Source organism: Rhizomicrobium electricum, from assembly GCF_011762045.1.
Lineage (GTDB): Bacteria > Pseudomonadota > Alphaproteobacteria > Micropepsales > Micropepsaceae > Rhizomicrobium > Rhizomicrobium electricum.
This window is the reverse complement of the sequence record NZ_JAASQS010000008.1, coordinates 69189-86634: the sequence shown is the minus strand read 5'-3', so window position 1 is coordinate 86634 and position 17446 is coordinate 69189. Positions and strand designations below refer to the sequence as shown.

At 61.3% G+C, this 17446-nt stretch carries 14 protein-coding genes and 1 tRNA gene; 3 read left to right on the top strand and 12 right to left on the bottom strand.

What is annotated here, in order from left to right:
• From FHS84_RS16040 to cpdR, 12 genes are all read right to left on the bottom strand, one after another.
• Entirely contained in the window at positions 1 to 1437 is a 1437-nt protein-coding gene (locus FHS84_RS16040) for a hypothetical protein (RefSeq protein ID WP_166936172.1), read from the bottom strand.
• Positions 1434 to 2423: a glycosyltransferase gene (locus FHS84_RS16035; RefSeq protein WP_166936170.1), complete on the bottom strand. Its 990-nt coding sequence runs from the start codon at positions 2421 to 2423 to the stop codon at positions 1434 to 1436. Before FHS84_RS16035 ends, FHS84_RS16040 begins: the two co-directional genes overlap by 4 nt.
• Positions 2420 to 3409 carry a class I SAM-dependent methyltransferase gene (locus FHS84_RS16030; protein WP_166936168.1) on the bottom strand — a complete coding sequence of 330 codons (990 nt, stop codon included), beginning with the start codon at positions 3407 to 3409 and terminating at the stop codon, positions 2420 to 2422. The genes FHS84_RS16035 and FHS84_RS16030 overlap by 4 nt, the downstream gene beginning before the upstream one ends.
• A complete protein-coding gene (locus FHS84_RS16025) occupies positions 3406 to 4464 on the bottom strand; it encodes a hypothetical protein (protein ID WP_166936166.1) in 1059 nt (352 codons plus the stop codon). Before FHS84_RS16025 ends, FHS84_RS16030 begins: the two co-directional genes overlap by 4 nt.
• The gene (locus FHS84_RS16020) at positions 4356 to 5360 is read right to left on the bottom strand and encodes a glycosyltransferase family protein (RefSeq protein ID WP_166936164.1); all 1005 of its coding nucleotides are present in this window, start codon (positions 5358 to 5360) and stop codon (positions 4356 to 4358) included. Before FHS84_RS16020 ends, FHS84_RS16025 begins: the two co-directional genes overlap by 109 nt.
• Positions 5357 to 6565, bottom strand: coding sequence for a glycosyltransferase (locus FHS84_RS16015; RefSeq protein WP_166936162.1), 1209 nt, complete (start codon positions 6563 to 6565; stop codon positions 5357 to 5359). Before FHS84_RS16015 ends, FHS84_RS16020 begins: the two co-directional genes overlap by 4 nt.
• Positions 6562 to 7719 carry a glycosyltransferase family 4 protein gene (locus FHS84_RS16010; RefSeq protein WP_341801839.1) on the bottom strand — a complete coding sequence of 386 codons (1158 nt, stop codon included), beginning with the start codon at positions 7717 to 7719 and terminating at the stop codon, positions 6562 to 6564. The genes FHS84_RS16015 and FHS84_RS16010 overlap by 4 nt, the downstream gene beginning before the upstream one ends.
• Before the next feature lie 4 nt (positions 7720 to 7723).
• Entirely contained in the window at positions 7724 to 10549 is a 2826-nt protein-coding gene (locus FHS84_RS16005; protein ID WP_166936158.1) for an SLBB domain-containing protein, read from the bottom strand.
• Between the two features lie 213 nt (positions 10550 to 10762).
• Positions 10763 to 12307 (bottom strand): exopolysaccharide biosynthesis polyprenyl glycosylphosphotransferase, encoded by a 1545-nt coding sequence (locus FHS84_RS16000; RefSeq protein ID WP_166936156.1) that lies wholly within the window; start codon positions 12305 to 12307, stop codon positions 10763 to 10765.
• Positions 12308 to 12671: 364 nt separating this feature from the next.
• Positions 12672 to 12746: transfer RNA gene (locus tag FHS84_RS15995), tRNA-Val, on the bottom strand.
• A gap of 47 nt (positions 12747 to 12793) precedes the next feature.
• Positions 12794 to 13417 (bottom strand): energy transducer TonB, encoded by a 624-nt coding sequence (locus tag FHS84_RS15990; protein WP_166936154.1) that lies wholly within the window; start codon positions 13415 to 13417, stop codon positions 12794 to 12796.
• A 212-nt stretch (positions 13418 to 13629) separates the two neighbouring features.
• The gene (gene cpdR / locus FHS84_RS15985; RefSeq protein WP_166936152.1) at positions 13630 to 13989 is read right to left on the bottom strand and encodes a cell cycle two-component system response regulator CpdR; all 360 of its coding nucleotides are present in this window, start codon (positions 13987 to 13989) and stop codon (positions 13630 to 13632) included.
• A 164-nt stretch (positions 13990 to 14153) separates the two neighbouring features.
• Between cpdR and FHS84_RS15980 the strand changes: the two genes are divergently transcribed.
• The 3 genes from FHS84_RS15980 to FHS84_RS15970 all read left to right on the top strand — a co-directional run bounded on the left by FHS84_RS15980 (position 14154) and on the right by FHS84_RS15970 (position 17410).
• Positions 14154 to 15032 (top strand): N-formylglutamate amidohydrolase, encoded by an 879-nt coding sequence (locus FHS84_RS15980; RefSeq protein WP_166936150.1) that lies wholly within the window; start codon positions 14154 to 14156, stop codon positions 15030 to 15032.
• A 415-nt stretch (positions 15033 to 15447) separates the two neighbouring features.
• Positions 15448 to 16332 (top strand): UDP-2,3-diacylglucosamine diphosphatase, encoded by an 885-nt coding sequence (locus FHS84_RS15975; protein ID WP_166936147.1) that lies wholly within the window; start codon positions 15448 to 15450, stop codon positions 16330 to 16332.
• A 70-nt stretch (positions 16333 to 16402) separates the two neighbouring features.
• Complete coding sequence (locus FHS84_RS15970) at positions 16403 to 17410, top strand: glycosyltransferase (RefSeq protein WP_166936652.1); 1008 nt, start codon at positions 16403 to 16405, stop codon at positions 17408 to 17410.
• Positions 17411 to 17446 lie beyond the last annotated feature (36 nt).

Here is a 17446-nt window from a genome sequence, read left to right as displayed (position 1 = left end):
CTATTCGCTCGCTGGCGTGAAGCTGCCGTCACGCCGGGCGGCGGCAACGACGCCGATCAAGGTTGCCAGGATGAGCTGATCGGCGGCGCGGCTCGTCTCATAGTTCTTGTAGAATTGATAGGCGAACAGCACCGCCAACAATGCCGCGACGGTCATCATTCGCCCCTTGGCCTTCTCGTCTTTTGCCCGCCGTCCCAGCCGAATAGCTATCAGCACACCGGACAGGATAATCGCCGAGTGCAACACGAGGCCGGCGATACCGGTCTCCCACAGCAATTGGGAAGCTGTCGTCACACCCACGGCGGCCGGGGCAAAGCGCGCGCCGATAATGCCTGGTGCAGCGGAACTGTCGAGCCGCGTTGCACCAGCGCCATAACCAATGAAGCGGTGTAGAAGATCGGTTTGCCGGTCAATCACCCAGACGGCCAGCGAAGTCACCCGCCCCATATCGCCGGTTTCGGGATTGACCCACGTCCAGTCAAACGTCTCGCCAATGGATTTTTCTTCCAGAGACTGAGGGCCATGCCCAGACCAGTAGAGCTGGTCATAGACGAATACGACCGCACCCATCGCAACAAGCACGAGCGGTACCGCCATCAACGCCTTGCGCGGATTGCGCCACAGCCACCGAGCCTGTTGCACGGCCAGGGCCAGTGGCAGAAGGAAGAGCACGGCCTTCACCTCGCCCGCCAGGAGCATCATGAACGCCAGCCCGATATGCGCAGCCGCCGCCTTTGTCGTCATCCTGCCGGATTGATGAAGTTCGATTGCCGTTAGGATTGCCGTAATGCAAACGAGCATCAACGATGCGTTGCAGAAATTACCGAACGTTCCGACCACCGCATCGGCATCGGGACCGGTGAAATGCTGATGAAGCACAAACGGCGCCTGCGCCGCGGCAAACAGCAAGGCGCCTTTCTCGAGGCGTTCAACGAAGCACTCCGTCATCGGGCGGAACGCCAGAACAACGGCGACCAGCCACATCGGCAAATAGACCTTGAGACCGAGCAGGATTTGCATCGGAGAGGTTGGCGAAGCCAACGTCGTGACGAGCACGAGCGCCTGGAAGATGCCGAGAATTACGAGTGGTACGGTCTGGTTGGGGCGCGCCGTCCGCCCGGCCGGCACATCGGTAACTAGAAAGCGCAAGAAGACGCCAGCGCCCAACGCATAGGACAACCAGTAGAGATAGAGAATGCCGAAATAATAGTGTGCGGTCCCGGCGATCAAAATCGTGACCGTAAACGTAAAATAGAGGAGTTTCTCCTGCGGCACCGCTATCAAGACCACGGCAGCCACGACGGCGGTCACCGCGAGCGTCGTCAAAAGTGCCTCTCCACCCGCCAAGGCAAGGCCAAGCAACGCCAGTGCAGCCACGATTCCGACGAAAGCGAATTTCGCCGTGGAACCATGACCGTTCTGCGCCAAGTCGCTCATCGCGCGCTCAAGCAGGTCTGGAGAACGCCATTGAGAGCCGCAAAATACTCCTCTTTGTTGTACGCTTTGAAATGGTCGAATGCCGACTCGGCCAGATTCCGCCGTTCGGTCGCATCCGCCAACAGGCCGTCGATGCGTGAGGCGAGCGCATCCTTGTCGCCGGGCGGCACTGCGGCACCGGTCACGCCGTCAGTGAGATAGTCGGTCATGCAAGCCGTCGCGCTGATAACGGTCGGTACCATAGCCTCTATGGCATGGCCGAAGCGAATATGACCGGAGCTTTTGCGCTCCTCCCGAAGACACGCCACAAAAACCGCAGCCCGCGCCATCAAGGCATCGTAGTCTTGCCGCTGCAGGTCGGAATGGATTTCCGCACCGACACCTGCGTTGAGCCGCTCGACATAAGAGAAATCCGATCGTGCGCAGACGACCACGAGTTTCCAGCGGCTCCTTTTTGCGGCGGCGAACAATGTCGGCCAGTCGCAGCCGCCCCGCCCGGCGGAGAACACGATCGGCTCGGCCGGATCGCGATACGGCAACGACTCCCGCCTTTCCCAAATCAGTGGAAACCGGACAAAATGGAGCCGGTCGAGAGGCAGGCCGTAACGCTCGGACAACAACCCGCATTCGAACCGCGACATAACTTGAATGCCGAGGACAACCCGGCGAAGGCAGGGGCCTAGAAGCCGGCGCGCAAGCATCTCCGCGATCCGTCCGCGCCGGACCCCGAAATCGATAACCTCGAACAGCACGACATTGCGGCGCCCGAACAACGCCGACAGAACGGTGAAAAGCCGTCCATAAGTGTACCAGTTCGGAATGACGGCATCGTAGCCCCGCGCGAGCACAAGCAGAACCACGGCGCGCATTGGAGGAATGCGGCAGAGCAAGCGCAACACCGGCCTTGTCGCGACGAGATCGTCCAGCATGTCGACTTTGGTCTTCAGCACACAGCCGTACCAGAAGTCGGCGAGAACGGTGCTCATGGTCGCACGCCGTAGGCCGAGAGAAAATCGCCATGGCCCGTCAGGCTGCAGAACGCGCCATAGAGCGGAGCCGCCAGCGTAAACACGCGGTGCGGCAGTGGCCCCTGCCCGTGCCGCGCCCGCACGCGGCTGACCGTGTCTTCGAGCATGATGACGGTGCCGTAGCTCTTGGCAGCGACGTGCACGAAACCCGCCTTCTCCAGCATCAATGTCATGGCGCGCGGGGTGTAGTGAAACAGATGCAGCGGCAACTGCACCAGAAGCGTGTCATCGAAGGCAACCTGCGTGAGCCAGGAGCGGAAGCAAGGCTGCGACAGCGCAATGAATCCGCCGGGCTTCAGCATTAAGCGGCACTTGTTGAGCATCGCCAACGGATCGGTGAGATGTTCGAGGACATGGCTGAGGCGAATGCAATCGAAATACGCCTCCGGATAATCGTTGGCGAGAAATTCGCCGGAACTGAGCGATATTCCGGCTTCTATAAGTCGCGCTGCGTTGTTGGCGTTCTCGGCGATATCGAAACCATGGAGATTGCGCCAGCCGAGACGATGCATGGACATCAGCCACTCGCCATTGCCGTAGCCAAGATCCATAAGAGCTGCCGTCTTGGGCAACTGCAGCGGTACGCCAAGTGTTGCCGGCGTGACCCGGCCTGCGAGAGCCTCGATTCCCGCCGCAACCGCCGCCTTCAGCGCCACGGTGAGCCCCGACTTATTGACTAGCCCCATGCGCCATGAGCCGACGAACCGTTTCGAGGCGGTGATCGCACCTTCCGCCGCACCATCGGTGTAGCTTCCATATTCTGCGGAATAGAAGCTGTGCACGATATCGAGTGAAGGCAACGGATCGACGAACCCGAGCCCGCACGCGGCGCATTGTACCAATGCGTAATCCCAGCTTCCTGCCGAACTGGCATAGTGACAGCCGTCGCGAACGACACGAGACGCCCGCGCCCCGCAGGCTGGACAGATAGGAAGCGTGGTCATCGGGCGCGCTGCACCAGTCTGAACCATGGCGCGCCTTCAGGAACGAACACAATGATTCCCGCCCAGCATACCAGCGCAAGCAGCACCGCCAGCACGTAATTTGACTTGGGGCTGGGAGCAATCGGTATCGGCTTGGCGTGCGGCGGATCGACCAGCGAATAGGCGTAGCGTTGATCCGCAGCGATTTCCATCATCGATTGTTGCTGCTCCGATAGTACGGCAGTGAGCGACGTGCGCTGGTCTGCGGCGTCGATTTTCGGCAGCGCGGCTTCGAGATAGGCGATGCGCGCGGCGACATCGCGACGACGCTCCTCGCGGATCAGATTGTCGGCCTCCTTCAGAATTGCCGCCAGAACGGCCTCGGCTCCCTCCGGGGTTTGACCGGTAATGGAGATGGTCGCGAATTGCGAGGAAAGCGGAGCATCGATGGTGAGTTTGGTCGCCAGATACTTGCTGAGATCGTCGGCATCGGGTGCCGTCTTGACGGGATAGTGCAACAGTTGCTTCAGCGCCTTTTTGGCTTCGAAGACTGGACCGCCGATCTTTCTCCATTCCCGCGCTTCGGGATCCCACCGCTCCCGGAACACCCTCTGCATAACATCGGTATCGCGGGTCAGTCCGACAGCCAGGCGGTTGGACGTCAGGACACTCATGTACTTGTCGTAGGTGGTATCGGCTCCACCGAGCGAACGTTTCAACCCCAGACGAGAAGCCAGGCTGGCGGCCGCGCCGGATGCACCAGACAGATCGGTGGCATCGAGCTTCTGACCCGGCGGGCCGATCACGGCCGTCGCAAGATAAGTGGGCCGGCTGAAGGCCATCATCAGCGTCGCCGCCAACACGAACAGGATGACGAGCACGACAAGAAGGGGCCAGCCATTCCGGGCTTTGGCCAGGACAACCGGCAGAGCCAACCGTTCCTTCAGGAAATTTTCGAGCGACATGGTCAACCAACCTCTTCTCGGGCGGTGATAGCGATAATCCGTTCGGCGAAACTGTCCATGGTAAAACGAGCGGCGTGATCGGCCATAGCGGCCGCGGCGATCCGGCGCCAAGCAGTCGGATCCCTCAGGACGGCGATCGCGGCATCGAGGGCCGTGACATCTTTAGAAATCTCAAGCCCGTTCTCACCCGGAACGAGGTATCCCTCAAGGCATCCAGATGCCGTGGCGATCACCGGCTTGCCGAGCGCCAGCGCCAACTGAAAGACGAGTTGTCCCGAACTGATCGCGGGATCCCGGAAGGCAAACACGACGGCGTGGCACTTGGCGACAAGATCGACATAGTCCCTGCCGTAGGTCGCGGCACGAATGTCGATATTGGGCGCCATCGATGAGGCAACCGTATCGCAAACGACGACAAGACGTTCGTCGGGACGCTGCTCGAAATAGGACACGAGAAAATCGTAATCGCGGTTCTCGCGACCGGCCGCCAGAAAGTAGCCCCGATCTTCCATCTCGATACCGTCGTGCGGAGTTTCCTCCACCAGCACCGTAACGCGGAACTTGTCGGCGACGGCCGGAAAGGTTTCGCGGTACAGCTTCAGTTCGGCTTCGCTATAACACACCACCGTTTTGATTGCGGTGCAGCCCAGGGCATAACTGATTAGGCCTCTGAGCGGCCGTCGACGGCGGCTGCCGGCGGCGATGAACGTCAACACATGCAGATCGGTCCCGACCTTGAGACGGAACAGGCGGATCACAAATCCGAGCACAATGCCGAAATTCTGCTGCCAGCAGTAAACCGCATCGAACCGCGACAGCCGGCTCAGCATGCCGAGCGGAAACAGCGCCATCAGCGGCGTCTGCACACAGTAGCGCCAGAACGCGGTGCGGCGGGCGGGAAACCACATGCCAAAGGCTTCCACCGCGGCTCCACTGGCTCGACCGAGCGCTGCCGTGAGCGGGTTGCCCTCGGGTACAGAGTCGTAAAGGATGGCGATCTGCTTCATGCGAGTAATGCGTCATAAATCGCCGCAATGCGGCTGCGATAGACACTTTCGGAGTGCTCCGCCGCAAAGCGCGCACGACATGTATCCGCCATGCGCTTCAAATCCGCATCCGATGCGTCATGAGCAAGACGTAGGGCTCGTGCGAGATCGGTCACGCTGCCCGATTCAAAGCTCCATCCGGTAACGCCTTCGACCACAAGTTCGGTGATGCCGCCAATACGGGCACCGATCAGCGGACGACCGGCTTCGAACGCCTCAATCGCGGCCAAAGGCCCGTTTTCGTACCACTCCGACGGCAGGATGGCGGCACGAGCGGCTGCGATCCGGCGGGATATTTCCTGGCTATCGCAGGGACCATGAAATGTCACCGGCGCCGCGAGCGAAGCCGCCAACGTCTTCAGTTCGCCGTCGAGCGGACCGTCGCCACAGATTTCTACCGGCACACCGGCCATTGCTGCTGCTCGAACCAGCGTCGCAACGCCTTTCTCCGGCGCAAGGCGCCCGAAGTAGAGCAGGGTCGGTCCAGGCGCCTGTGGCACGGCCGTACGCTGCAGTACGAAATTGGGCACATGCACCAGCTTTTCAGCCGGCCATCCCCATTCGATCAGCTTGTCGCGATAAAACCGGCTTGGTGTCACGACCCGGTCGACAAAGCGGCGATAGAGACCCAACGACTGATGCAGAGCCGATTCCACCGCAATCAGCGTGCTCGCAGCCAATGAATTCTGGTGGCATCGGCGCAAAATGGGATTCCACAGGCGTCCGCCCTTGCAGCGCTCGCAAATGCCGTCGCGATCAAGCATACGGTAATTGGGACAAATCAGCTTCAGATCGTGTGCCGTCAGTACCACCGGAATGCCGCGCGCCTTCAACTCGACCAGAACCGATGGCGACAAATGATGATAGATGTTGTGCACGTGAGCGATATCGACCGGGGCTTTATCCAGCAGACTCCGGAGACGATTGCGAGCACCGCGCGACCACACCACCGATAGCGCCTGACCGATAGTCGGACGTCCATGGCCGAAATCGATGCCATCCGCGAAGAAGCCTGCGTCCGCACAAGGCAGGTTTTCGGGCTGACGCGTGGAAAAAAATCTGGTCTGCCAGCCGGCTCGCGCGAACAGCTCGGCATGCTCAAGGTAGAGCACATCCGCCCCGCCCTTGCGGAAATGAAATTTGTTGATGGAGAGAAGGGTTCTCAAGCCGGCGTGGTCTCAATCGTCGCGCTCGCCGGTGCGCCACGGAACACACGCACATGCGCTGCAACAAGGTTGTTCCAACTGAACCGTCGCTCCACCTCGGACTGCCCCTTGACTGCGAGAGCCTTGAGGTCCGCCGTCTCTCTCACGGCTTCGTCAAGAACCTTCGCGAGATCGTCCGTGTCCGACGCGCGGAAATAGCGAGCGGCTTCCCCCATCGCATATTTGTTTTGAACGATATCGCTGCAGATGATGGGCGCACCGAGATAGGCGGCTTCGAGAATAACGGGGGACAGACCTTCGACATCGGAAGGCTGGATATAGGCGTAGGCATGTTTCATCAACGCGTGGGTACGCGCACCGTAGACATAGCCGGGGAACACAATCCGCTTGTCATTAGCGGCCGCAGCTCGCATCTCTGCTTCGAAGGGCGACGGATTGGGGCTACCGCCAACCAGAACCAGCTTCTTGTCCGTTTTCAGCTTCTGAAATGCGGGAATGAGATATTGCAGGCCCTTGTCGCGAATGAACCGGCCGACGAACAGGAAATATCCGTCCTTTTCGAGTCTGAGCTCGTCGAGGACTGCTTCACCGCTTCTGTCATAGTGAACGTCGGCGCCGAACGGGATGAACGTGTAGTGGCGGCGGAATTTCTTTTCGAAGGCGTCCTGCGCAAAAACATTGTCGAAGATGACACCGGTGTGAACGTGAGCGGTGACAAACTGCGATAGCCATAGATAGAGCTTGGCATACCACGGCCATTTGGCGCGCTCCCAATCGACGCCGTCCTGGCTGAGAAACGTCCGCTTGCCCGCAAGCCGCAGCGGAATAGCGAAAATGGAATTCCCGCCGTTCTGGATATGCACAATGTCGGCACGGTTGTGACGGATGATGTCCCAGGTCGCTCGCGCCGAATGCAAGAGCGTATCGAAACCCTTGCCGCCGACCGTTCGGAATGGAATGACCCTCACGCCGTGAAAATCGTGCGGGACCTCGTCCGCCTGGTCCGGATAGACTCGGCTGTAGGCAACAACGTGATGGCCCGCGGCCGCCAAGCGCGTGAACATTTCGAGAGCGAACTTGTCGGCGCCAGCCGCACCCGCCCGCGGCGGCAGACTGCGAAACCCAAAAGCAGCGATACGCAAAGGAGTGGTCACGGCATCACTTCATGTTGGTGGAAAGCACGGCGAGCGCTGCGGCCGTGGTTGCCAGCTGAGTAAATATCTGTGTCGAATCGATCAGCCACTGCCGGAACGAAACGCCGGAGACATCGCGCGACACCACCACCATCGAACCTGGCGGCAGTTCACCGCGCCCACCGAAGGAGAGCCACGTACTCCCTTCGACCCTAGCTCGCCCATCGGGCAGCACGACGATAACCCGACCTTCATCAGCAAACTGCGTAAAGCCGCCAGCCTGCTCGATGTAGTCGTCGATTGTGAGATTGGGATCCTGCGGGAACGCCCCCGGATTCATCACCTCGCCCATAACCGAGACCGAGGTGGGCTGCTTGGGGATGAAAATCCGGTCACCGGTCTGCAGCACCGGATCGTTCTGTGGGTCGCGAGCGAATTTGTCGGGATCGCCGAGAATCGCGATGCGTCCGAGCGCGGGCTGGTTTTCCACATCCGTCAGCATGTTCTGCAGTGCCACCACAGTTTCGGCCGAAGGTGTCGGCGATCCGGCCGACGACGGCCGCATCAGAAGCGCAAACAGCTGGCTGCGAATGTCGGAAGCGGTCTTTTTGAGTTGCTGGGACTGTTGCTCGGCAACGGATTGGCGCAGGAACACGGTGCCATACGGATAGGCAACTTCGGTGAGCCCTCCGGCCCGCCGCAGCACGGACGACAGCCGCTCGCTGCGGAGAATCGGATATTGGCCCGGCCTGCGCACCTGTCCTTCGATGGTGACCCCGCCGGAGTCACGGTCAGAATAAACGCGCCCGAAATCGATCTGGTCGTAAGGCATCAAGAGGATCGACGCGAGCTTGTCGGGTGTCGCCGGAATGGATCGGCGGTCGGTCCGCGAGATGCCGGTATGGTTGTCGATGATGATCGAGGTCATCTCGAAGCTGGTGAGATCGACGTCATCGGAGAGACCACCAAGAACCTTCAGGGCTTCGGCCAGAGACGTTCCAGGGGCGATCAGATAGGTGCCGGGCTTTTGCAGCGCGCCACCTAAACCGACCGGATAATCGCTAAGCTTGGGCCCAAACAACTCGCGCGTCTTCGCTCCAATTCCGTCCAGCGCGTCGTTGGCAGCCTCGAGTTGTACCTCGGCTTGCGTCTTGGTCTCCGCCGGCTTGGCTTCGTCCGATGCGATAGCATCGAACTCGCCGCCCGCCGCGCCGATTTCCCTGGCACGAGATTCCGAGCGCCGGGACTCCGACGCCCGTGAATTCGAGGAACGCTCGTCCGACGGTGCATTGGCATCCGATGCTCGCGAATCCGATGTGCGGGCGTCCGCAGAGCGCACATCTGTCTTCCGAGGCTCTGACGTACGAGAATTCTGTCCACGGGCTTCGGGCGCGCGAGGATCCGGCGTGCGAGCATCCGCAGGACGCGGAACTTCGCCAAAAATGGTCGTTTTCGCACCCGCTGGTTCCTTGGGCTGCGGCTCGCCGCCATGCAGGACATCCAGCATTGCTTCTCTCGTCAGCACGTAGACGGTGTCTTCTGAGGCCAGTGCCACATCGTCACGGCCCTCCGTCACATGCAACGGAGAGAACGGAACGGCTTCGTGCTGAAGGGTATGCGGATCGATGCGATCAATGAACCCGAACAGCACATACGCTCCGGGCGTCAGCGTCTCGCTCGACGACAGAATGGAATGCAGGGTGCGGTATTTGTCGACGGCAAAATCGCCCGGCGTGCGCACCGCCCCGACCAGCCGTACTCGTCCGGTCGAAACGGCGACCGCAGCCTTGACGATCAGGACTTCCCCATCCCGCACCGATGCGCCCGGCTGCCCGGAGACATCGACGAAACGTGCCTTTCCATCGGGCAGGATGCGCAGAACGGATGCCGTGGTCGAGCCCCGCAGTACATTGCCACTGCCGAGCGCGGTCAGTTCGCGCGCGCTCATCGCCTCGCGCCCGGCGGGAAGTTCGTAAATCGCCGGACGGCGGATGTAGCCCGCCACAGCCACAGTCGCACCGATGGGCGGAACCAGGATGCGGTCCCCGTCTTGGAGGTTCACGAGCGGCGCGCCCGCCTGGCGGGTCAGCACACCGTAGAGGTCCACCGTGATGGTCTTGCCCTGCCGCACCAGCTTGATGGCACGCAAGGAGCCGCTCTTTTTGACGCCGCCCGACAAAAGAACGGCATCGAGCGGATTGGACAGGCCGGTCAGAAGCCGCATGCCGGGATTGGCGACTTCGCCAGCCACCATGACCGTCACTTGGCGCAATTCACTGACGGAAACATAGGTCTGGGTCGAAACATAGGCGCGCTGCACCGCAGAACTCAGATCCTTGCGGAACTGCGCCAGGGTCTTGCCCGCCGCCATCACCGGCCCGGTCTTGGGTAACGCCAGCGAGCCGCCGCGGTCGACCGTCAGGCTGTATTGGCTGTTCTCCTGACCGCGCAGGGTAACGTCGATCTTGTCGCCGGGGCCCAGAACATACTCGTCCTGCACCGCGCCGGTTTGGGGCACGGTAACGGAGGCTCCGACGCCCACTTGGTCGTAACCGAACTGGCGCAAAGCATGGCCGGAGCGCTCCGACAGCACCTTCTCGAGCAGCGAGCGTTCCGTCGTGCCCGCCTTGCGCGCCGGTTCGGCAGGTTCCAGCACCACCGGCCCCTGTGTCTGGGATGCGCCCGGCGTGTTGAAGCCGCGCTTCTTCAATTCCTCACGCTGTTCGGGAGAGGCATTCTTGAGGACTGATTGCACCAGATCAGGTGAGATGTCCTGCGCCACTGCCCCCGATATGACCGCGAACATTGCAAGCGCCGCTGCCGGCAATATCCGCATCAAAGCCTGTCTCATGCCGCCCAATCCCATATTCTCGCGAGTTGCCCCATGCACGCTACCGCCACACGGGTGGAGCCCTCCACCCGTTATGCCTTATCTTCCCGCCAGCAGCTACTCATTCGCCGGCGCCAGCATTGCGGGCCGCGCCTGCGCCAATGCCGCACACCCCTTCAATCGAATAGCGCTCGAACAAGCCCCGCCGCCGCAATGCCTCAACCATTGGCGACCTCAATAAGCCTTGCGCCAGTGGCACACTTCGAAAACGGTCCGCGCCATGATCTCGAAATCCAGCAGCAAGGAGGCGTTCAGGGCATACCAGATATCGAACGAAACGCGCTGTTTCATGTCTTCGACATGCGCGGTCTCGCCGCGAAGACCGTGAATCTGGGCCCACCCGGTAATACCGGGTTTGACCTGCTGGCGTAACTCATAGTTGGCGATCAGCTTGGCATAACGCTCGTCATGGGCAACGGCATGCGGGCGCGGCCCGACGAGACTCATTTCGCCGCGCAGAACGTTGAAGAGCTGCGGCAGTTCGTCGATCGAACTCGCGCGCAGGAAACGGCCGACGCGCGTCACACGGGGATCATCACGCTCGGCCTGCCGGATCTCGGGTCCGTCTTCGAGCACATTCATGGTGCGGAATTTGAAAATGCGGAACGGACGCCCGGATTGGCCCGAGCGCATCTGGCGGAAAAAGATCGGACCGGCGGAATCAAGCTTCAGCGCGATCGCGGCAACGACCATTACCGGCGCCAGCAGCACAAGAGCTATGGCTCCCAACGCCAAATCGACCCCGCGCTTGGCCAGACGCTGGGCATCGCTGAGTGGCGGGCGGCGCAGTTCGAAGGCAACGCGGGTACCGATGACCGATGCGCTACTGCTGGCAAACCCGGCAATCGCCGGATCCGGTACGACATAGCTGCCGACCGGTACCGAAGAAAGATCGCGACAGAGCGCTTCCAGCCGTGGCAACGGCAATCCCGAGGAACAGAGATAAACCGCAGGGTCGTTCGCACTATGGACGACCCGGAAAAGGTCGTTCGCGACCCGCTGGTGCTCCTTCTGCCATTCCGCGTCGGTTACGGCGGCCTTGAACGGAACCATGACAACGCTGCTTCGACCCATGGCGATTTCATAAAGGAAGGCGCGCACGGTGGCGTAGGTCCGGTCACCCACGACAACCAGCGTGCCGTTGGTCGCGCCCATCATTTTGTTGAGACGAGCGATCTGGGACGCCCCCAGCGCCCGCCATAGGCCGAAGGCGATCAGCCCCGGCGCATAGAAGCAAACCAGATAAAGGCGCGACACCTCAGCACTGGCCTTGAGCGCAAACTCGCAGAACAGGAACCCGGCCAGCGCGCAGGTCCAGACTTTGAACGCTTGACGAACACGCGAGGTGCACGTCGTAACGCCGGTCGGGGCCGTGCTCCCTAAAGCGCGTTCAAGCACCAGCGCGACGACAGCAATCACCAGACCGTTCCACAGGTGGGTGACGGCGCCGAACAGCAAATCTCCCTTGGCGGCCGCGAACGGCAATCCCGCCATAAAGCTCCATGCAAGCACAAACAAAATGTCGGAGAACATCTGCAGCGGTGACTGCAAATCGCGCGCGGCGACATAGCTGCGGGACCAAGTGGACCGCTCGCCCGCATCATGCCCCATCTGCTGGTGATGCTTTGAAGCCGGCGATGAGAAGCCGGTGACGGTATATTCGACAGGACTCGCGCCTGCCTCAACGCGTGGTTCCCAGCCCCGCAAAACTTCGGTCACCCCATCTCTCCCCAACCCCGCAGCGCCCGGAGCAAACTTCGGCCCGTGAGGCAATGAGCGAGGGCTCAGAAGCTATACTTGCTCGCAGCGGGGCAGCAATAAATTTGCGACCAGACATGGCCTATGTCGCAGAAAACCGCGGCACTTGTATTACGGATCAATGCGCAAGGAAAACGCTAGATAAACTGTCGCGCAAAGATGCAATTGAGTCGCTAGAAGCGAGCACTCCAACCAGACGAAGGAAAAAAATCTTATTTTTAGGTATTTTTATGGCGCTGCCAAGCCGCGCATCGGTGTGTGGGCTGCCAAAGTGGCTTAGGTATGGACTGATAATTATGCCCGGAGGGCCACCCCTAAAAAGGGGTGGTGGGCGGTATAGGGATCGAACCTATGGCCCCTACCATGTCAAGGTAGTGCTCTCCCGCTGAGCTAACCGCCCGCCAGACGGGGCTGGGTGTATAGCCTCCGCCCGGCGGGAAACGCAAGTCAGCCGGCGTTACGAAGATCGAACTTTACCGCGACATCGACAGCACCCTGGACGGCCACCCCGCCCCGGATCGCGGGCTGGTAGCGCCAATGAGCCATCACCCAGCCCTGAGCTGCCCGGTCCAGGCTCTCGGAACCGCTGGTGCGGACCACCTTGGCATCCAGAACCCGTCCATCCGTTCCGACCAACAGTCGGAGCACCACGGTTCCCTGGTTGCCCAACCGGACATCCAGCGGTGGGTACGGCGGAATGGTGTGGGTGGCGGCCAAGCTGACCGGGCCATGGTCGGCAGGACCGGCCGTTCCACCGGGATGGATATCGGCGAAGATGCCGTTCGGCGCCGTTGTCCGAGGCGGACCATCAATCACCACATCCGGCGGCGGCACCACAATATCCTTCAACCGAACGGTTGGATCGCTCGGCGGCGGATCCGCCGGCTTGATTTTGGTTTTCGGGAAGAAGGTCTCAATCGCCGGCGTGAACGGTTTGACCAAATCCTTGATGTCCAAGCCAACCACGAGAGCCCAGACGAAACCGACCTGCAGCAGGCCGGCCAACAGAAAGCCCGTGGCGCGTTTGGTGAAACGCCCCTGAGCCGTTGCGGCGTGTGTCGTGTGTTGCATGCTTGCCTCCCCCAATCATGAAGAGCCGTGCGGGCTCTCTGATGGTCCCTGCGGGAGTCTCGCAAAAGGCGAGTTTCTCTCGCCGGAACAGGAAAAAGGCTGAGCGTTGTTCGCGGCTCCATTGCGGAGCGATTGCGGCAGGTTCGCGTCAAAGGCGAGCCTTCTTCGCGTTCGACCGGTAATGTAATTTCGCGGGTGTGCTGCTGGCGGGGTTAGGCCGCCATCATACGCTCGACTTCCGCCACGATCTCTCGCAGGTGGAAGGGCTTCGACAGAACCTTGGCTTGCTTGGGCGCATTAGAAGCGGGATGCAGAGCCACCGCGGCGAAGCCGGTGATGAACATGATCTTCATCGCCGCGTCTTTTTCCGCAGCGCGCTTGGCCAACTCGATGCCGTCCATACCGGGCATCACGATGTCGGTCAGCAACAGATCGAAGTCGGCATCTTTCAGCACGGCCCACGCTTCGTGGCCGTCGCCGTAATCGACCACTTCGTGACCGGCGCGCGTCAACGCCAGCGCCAGAAACTTGCGCAAGGATTCGTCGTCTTCGACCAACAGGATGTGCGCCATACGCCGCCTCGCCCGACCAAACTAAAGCTTATAACTGCGAGCCCGTAAATGCCGGTTAACGTCGCGCCGGGCAAGCATTTGTCCTGATAGCACTTAACCGAGACCGGCAGCGCAAGCCTGCGCTTGATTGCCCCACCGGGTTAATGGTCCACTAGGGCGTGAACATGACAACCGACCCGGTCCTTGCCGCGCTGGAAGCCGGCCCTTTCTGCCTCATCCGCCCGGACGAGCAGCGGCTGCCGTTCGTTTTCGCGTCCCCCCATTCCGGCCGGACCTATCCCGAAAGCTTTATCGCAAGAAGTTCCTTGTCCGCTTTGGCGCTGCGCCGATCGGAAGATGCCTATGTCGACGAGTTGTTCGACTGCGTCGCAGGTTTCGGTTGTCCGTTGATCGCGGCCCGGTTTCCGCGCGCCTATGTCGATGCCAACCGCGCCCCCGGCGAACTTGATGCCGATATGTTTGCGGGCCCCCTGTCTCTCCCAATGGAAACTCCGGGACCGCGGGTCCATGCCGGATTGGGCGTAATTCCACGGGTCGTTCGCGACGGCGTCGAAATCTATCGCGCCAGACTTCCCACCGAAGAGGCCGAATGGCGGCTGGAGCGCCTTTACCGGCCCTATCACACAGCGTTGGCTGCACTCGTCGAACAAACCCTCGCCCGCTTCGGCTGTGCCGTCGTGATCGATTGCCATTCGATGCCATCGATGCCGGCGGTACCCGAACTGGTGTTCGGCGATTGCCACGGGACTTCGGCCACCGCGGCTCTGACGCGCCATGTCGAGCGGGCCTTTGCCAGCCAGGGGTTCGCCACCGCGCGCAATGCACCCTACGCAGGCGGCTTCACCACCCACCTCTATGCCCGCCGCGAGACCGGTGTGCATGCGCTGCAGATCGAACTCAACCGCGCGCTCTATCTCGACGAAGAGCAGATCGAAAAGACGGCGAGCTTTGCCGGGATCAAGGGACGGCTCACCGGCGCCCTGCGCCAGGTACTGAACTTCGACATCGCGCAATTGCGTCCGCGCCGCCTGGCGGCGGAATAGCTGGCGATCGCAGTTTTTGCGACGCCTGGCCGGACGACCATCAGCCTGGAAAGAAAAAAGGCCGCTCCCGGAGGAGCGGCCAAGTTCAGGGAGGAAACGCCCAGGAAGGGCCGCGGTAGGAACTACCGCGCTGCAACAATATGCACTTCTGCCTGCCTGTCTGCAAGGGTCTTTTGAGGTCCTGATTGGCGTAACTTCGGATGTTGAACCTATTGTAACGTCACAATGTTTTCACATTTGCCCAACTCTTGTGCAGGGTGCGCCGTACCGTTGTGCACTGCGATATTTGCGAACCGGTATTATACGGACTGGAATCAGGGACCGCTGAGTCACATCACTGTTGTGCATCTGCAAAAAGAACTTCGCGTTCGGGGGGTACGCAAATCGTAGCGAACGACTCGCAAGGAAACGATCCATGGGTGTGCGCGACTGGCATGTACTAGCGTTCCTCCGACTGCCGCAGGCGGGACGTCCCCGAGCCTCCGGCCGGTACTCGGCAGGCCCCATAGGGCGCCGACACCGCACGATCTTTCTCTCCGACGTCCATCTCGGCACCCGCGGCTGCAAAGCGGAGCTCCTGGCCGACTTTCTGGCCGTCAACTCCTGCGACACCCTCTATCTGGTCGGCGACATCATCGACGGCTGGCAGCTCAAGCGCCGCTGGTACTGGACCGCGGACCAGACCCGTGTCGTCCACGAAATCCTCAAAAAAGCCGACACCGGCACCCGCGTGGTCTACATCCCCGGCAACCACGACGAATTCCTCCGGAGCTATGTCGGCCGTACCCTGGCCGGTATCGAGATCAAGGCCGAGGCCATCCACGAGACCGCCGACGGCAAGAAGCTGTGGGTGCTGCACGGCGACGTGTTCGATTCCGTCATTGGCTACGCCAAATGGCTCGCCCATATCGGCGACCGCGCCTACACCCTCGCGCTGGCGTTGAACGACCGGCTGCACGACTTCAGGCGGCGTTCGGGACTGCCGTACTGGTCGCTGTCAGCCCACCTCAAGCGCGTGGTGAAGAACGCTGTCGAATACGTTTCCCGCTACGAAGAAATCGTGGCGCGTGCCGCTGCGGCCAAAGGCGTCGACGGGGTCTGCTGCGGCCATATCCACCATGCCGAAATCCGCAAGATCGGCGCCATTCAGTATCTTAACGACGGAGACTGGGTTGAAAGCTGCACAGCCCTTGTCGAAGATGGGTGCGGACATTTGGAGATTCTGCGCTGGGCAACATCCACGCCTGTGGCTGATCCCACCGCAGCAACCGAAGGTGAAGTTGCGCTTATACCCGCGTAGACGGAGGGAACGGCGGCCGATGCCGGCAGGCATCGGTCAGACCGAGTGGAATGCTGTTGTCCATCCGCCTCTGAAAGTCATGATCGTGACCGATGCCTGGACGCCCCAGGTCAACGGTGTCGTGCGCACGCTTGAAATGCTGGGCCGGGAGCTGACGGCGCTTGGCCACGAGGTGCGCTACGTCACCCCGGAAGGCCGCACCACCGTACCGCTGCCGACCTATTCGGAAATCCGCCTGTCGCTGTTCGCGCAAGGTACGCTGGAAGAGGAAATCCGCGAATTCGCGCCGGATGCGATCCACATCGCCACCGAAGGCACACTCGGCATCGGCGCCCGCAAGACCTGCCTGCAATACGACATTCCGTTCACGACCTCGTTCCATACGCGGTTTCCGGAATACGTCACGGCGCGCTTTCCTTTCATCCGCGAAGAATCGGTCTACCGCTTCCTGCGCTGGTTCCACGGCCCGGCCGTCACCATGATGGTGGCGACCCCTGCGCTGCAGCGCGAGCTCGAGTGCCACGGTTTCAAAAACTTGAAGATCTGGTCGCGCGGCGTCGATACCGACCAGTTCTGCCCGCGGCCGGGGTACCATCTGCCCTATCCGGGACCGGTGTGGCTTTATGTCGGGCGCATCGCCGTCGAGAAGAACATTGAGGCCTTCCTGAAGCTCGATCTGCCCGGAACCAAGGTCCTGATCGGCGACGGTCCGGCACGCGCCTCACTGGCCAAAACCTACCCGGAGGCGAAATTCCTCGGGCCCCGCACGGGCGAGGCGCTGGTGGAGGCCTATGCCGGCAGCGATGTGTTCGTGTTTCCGTCCAAGACGGACACTTTCGGTCTTGTGGTCCTGGAGGCGCTGGCCTGCGGCACGCCGGTCGCAGCGTACCCGGTGCAGGGTCCGACCGACGTGATCGGGGACGCACCGGTCGGCGTTCTGGACGAAGATCTCGCAAAGGCGTGCCGCGAGGCGCTCAAGATCAGCCGCGACGATGCCCGCGCATTTGCCCTTCAGAGGAGCTGGCGGTCCTGCACCGAGCAATTCCTGTCCAACATCGCCATCGATCACGAGCCGTAATCCCACTCTTCCGCGGCGGAAAAATGCGCTAGAACC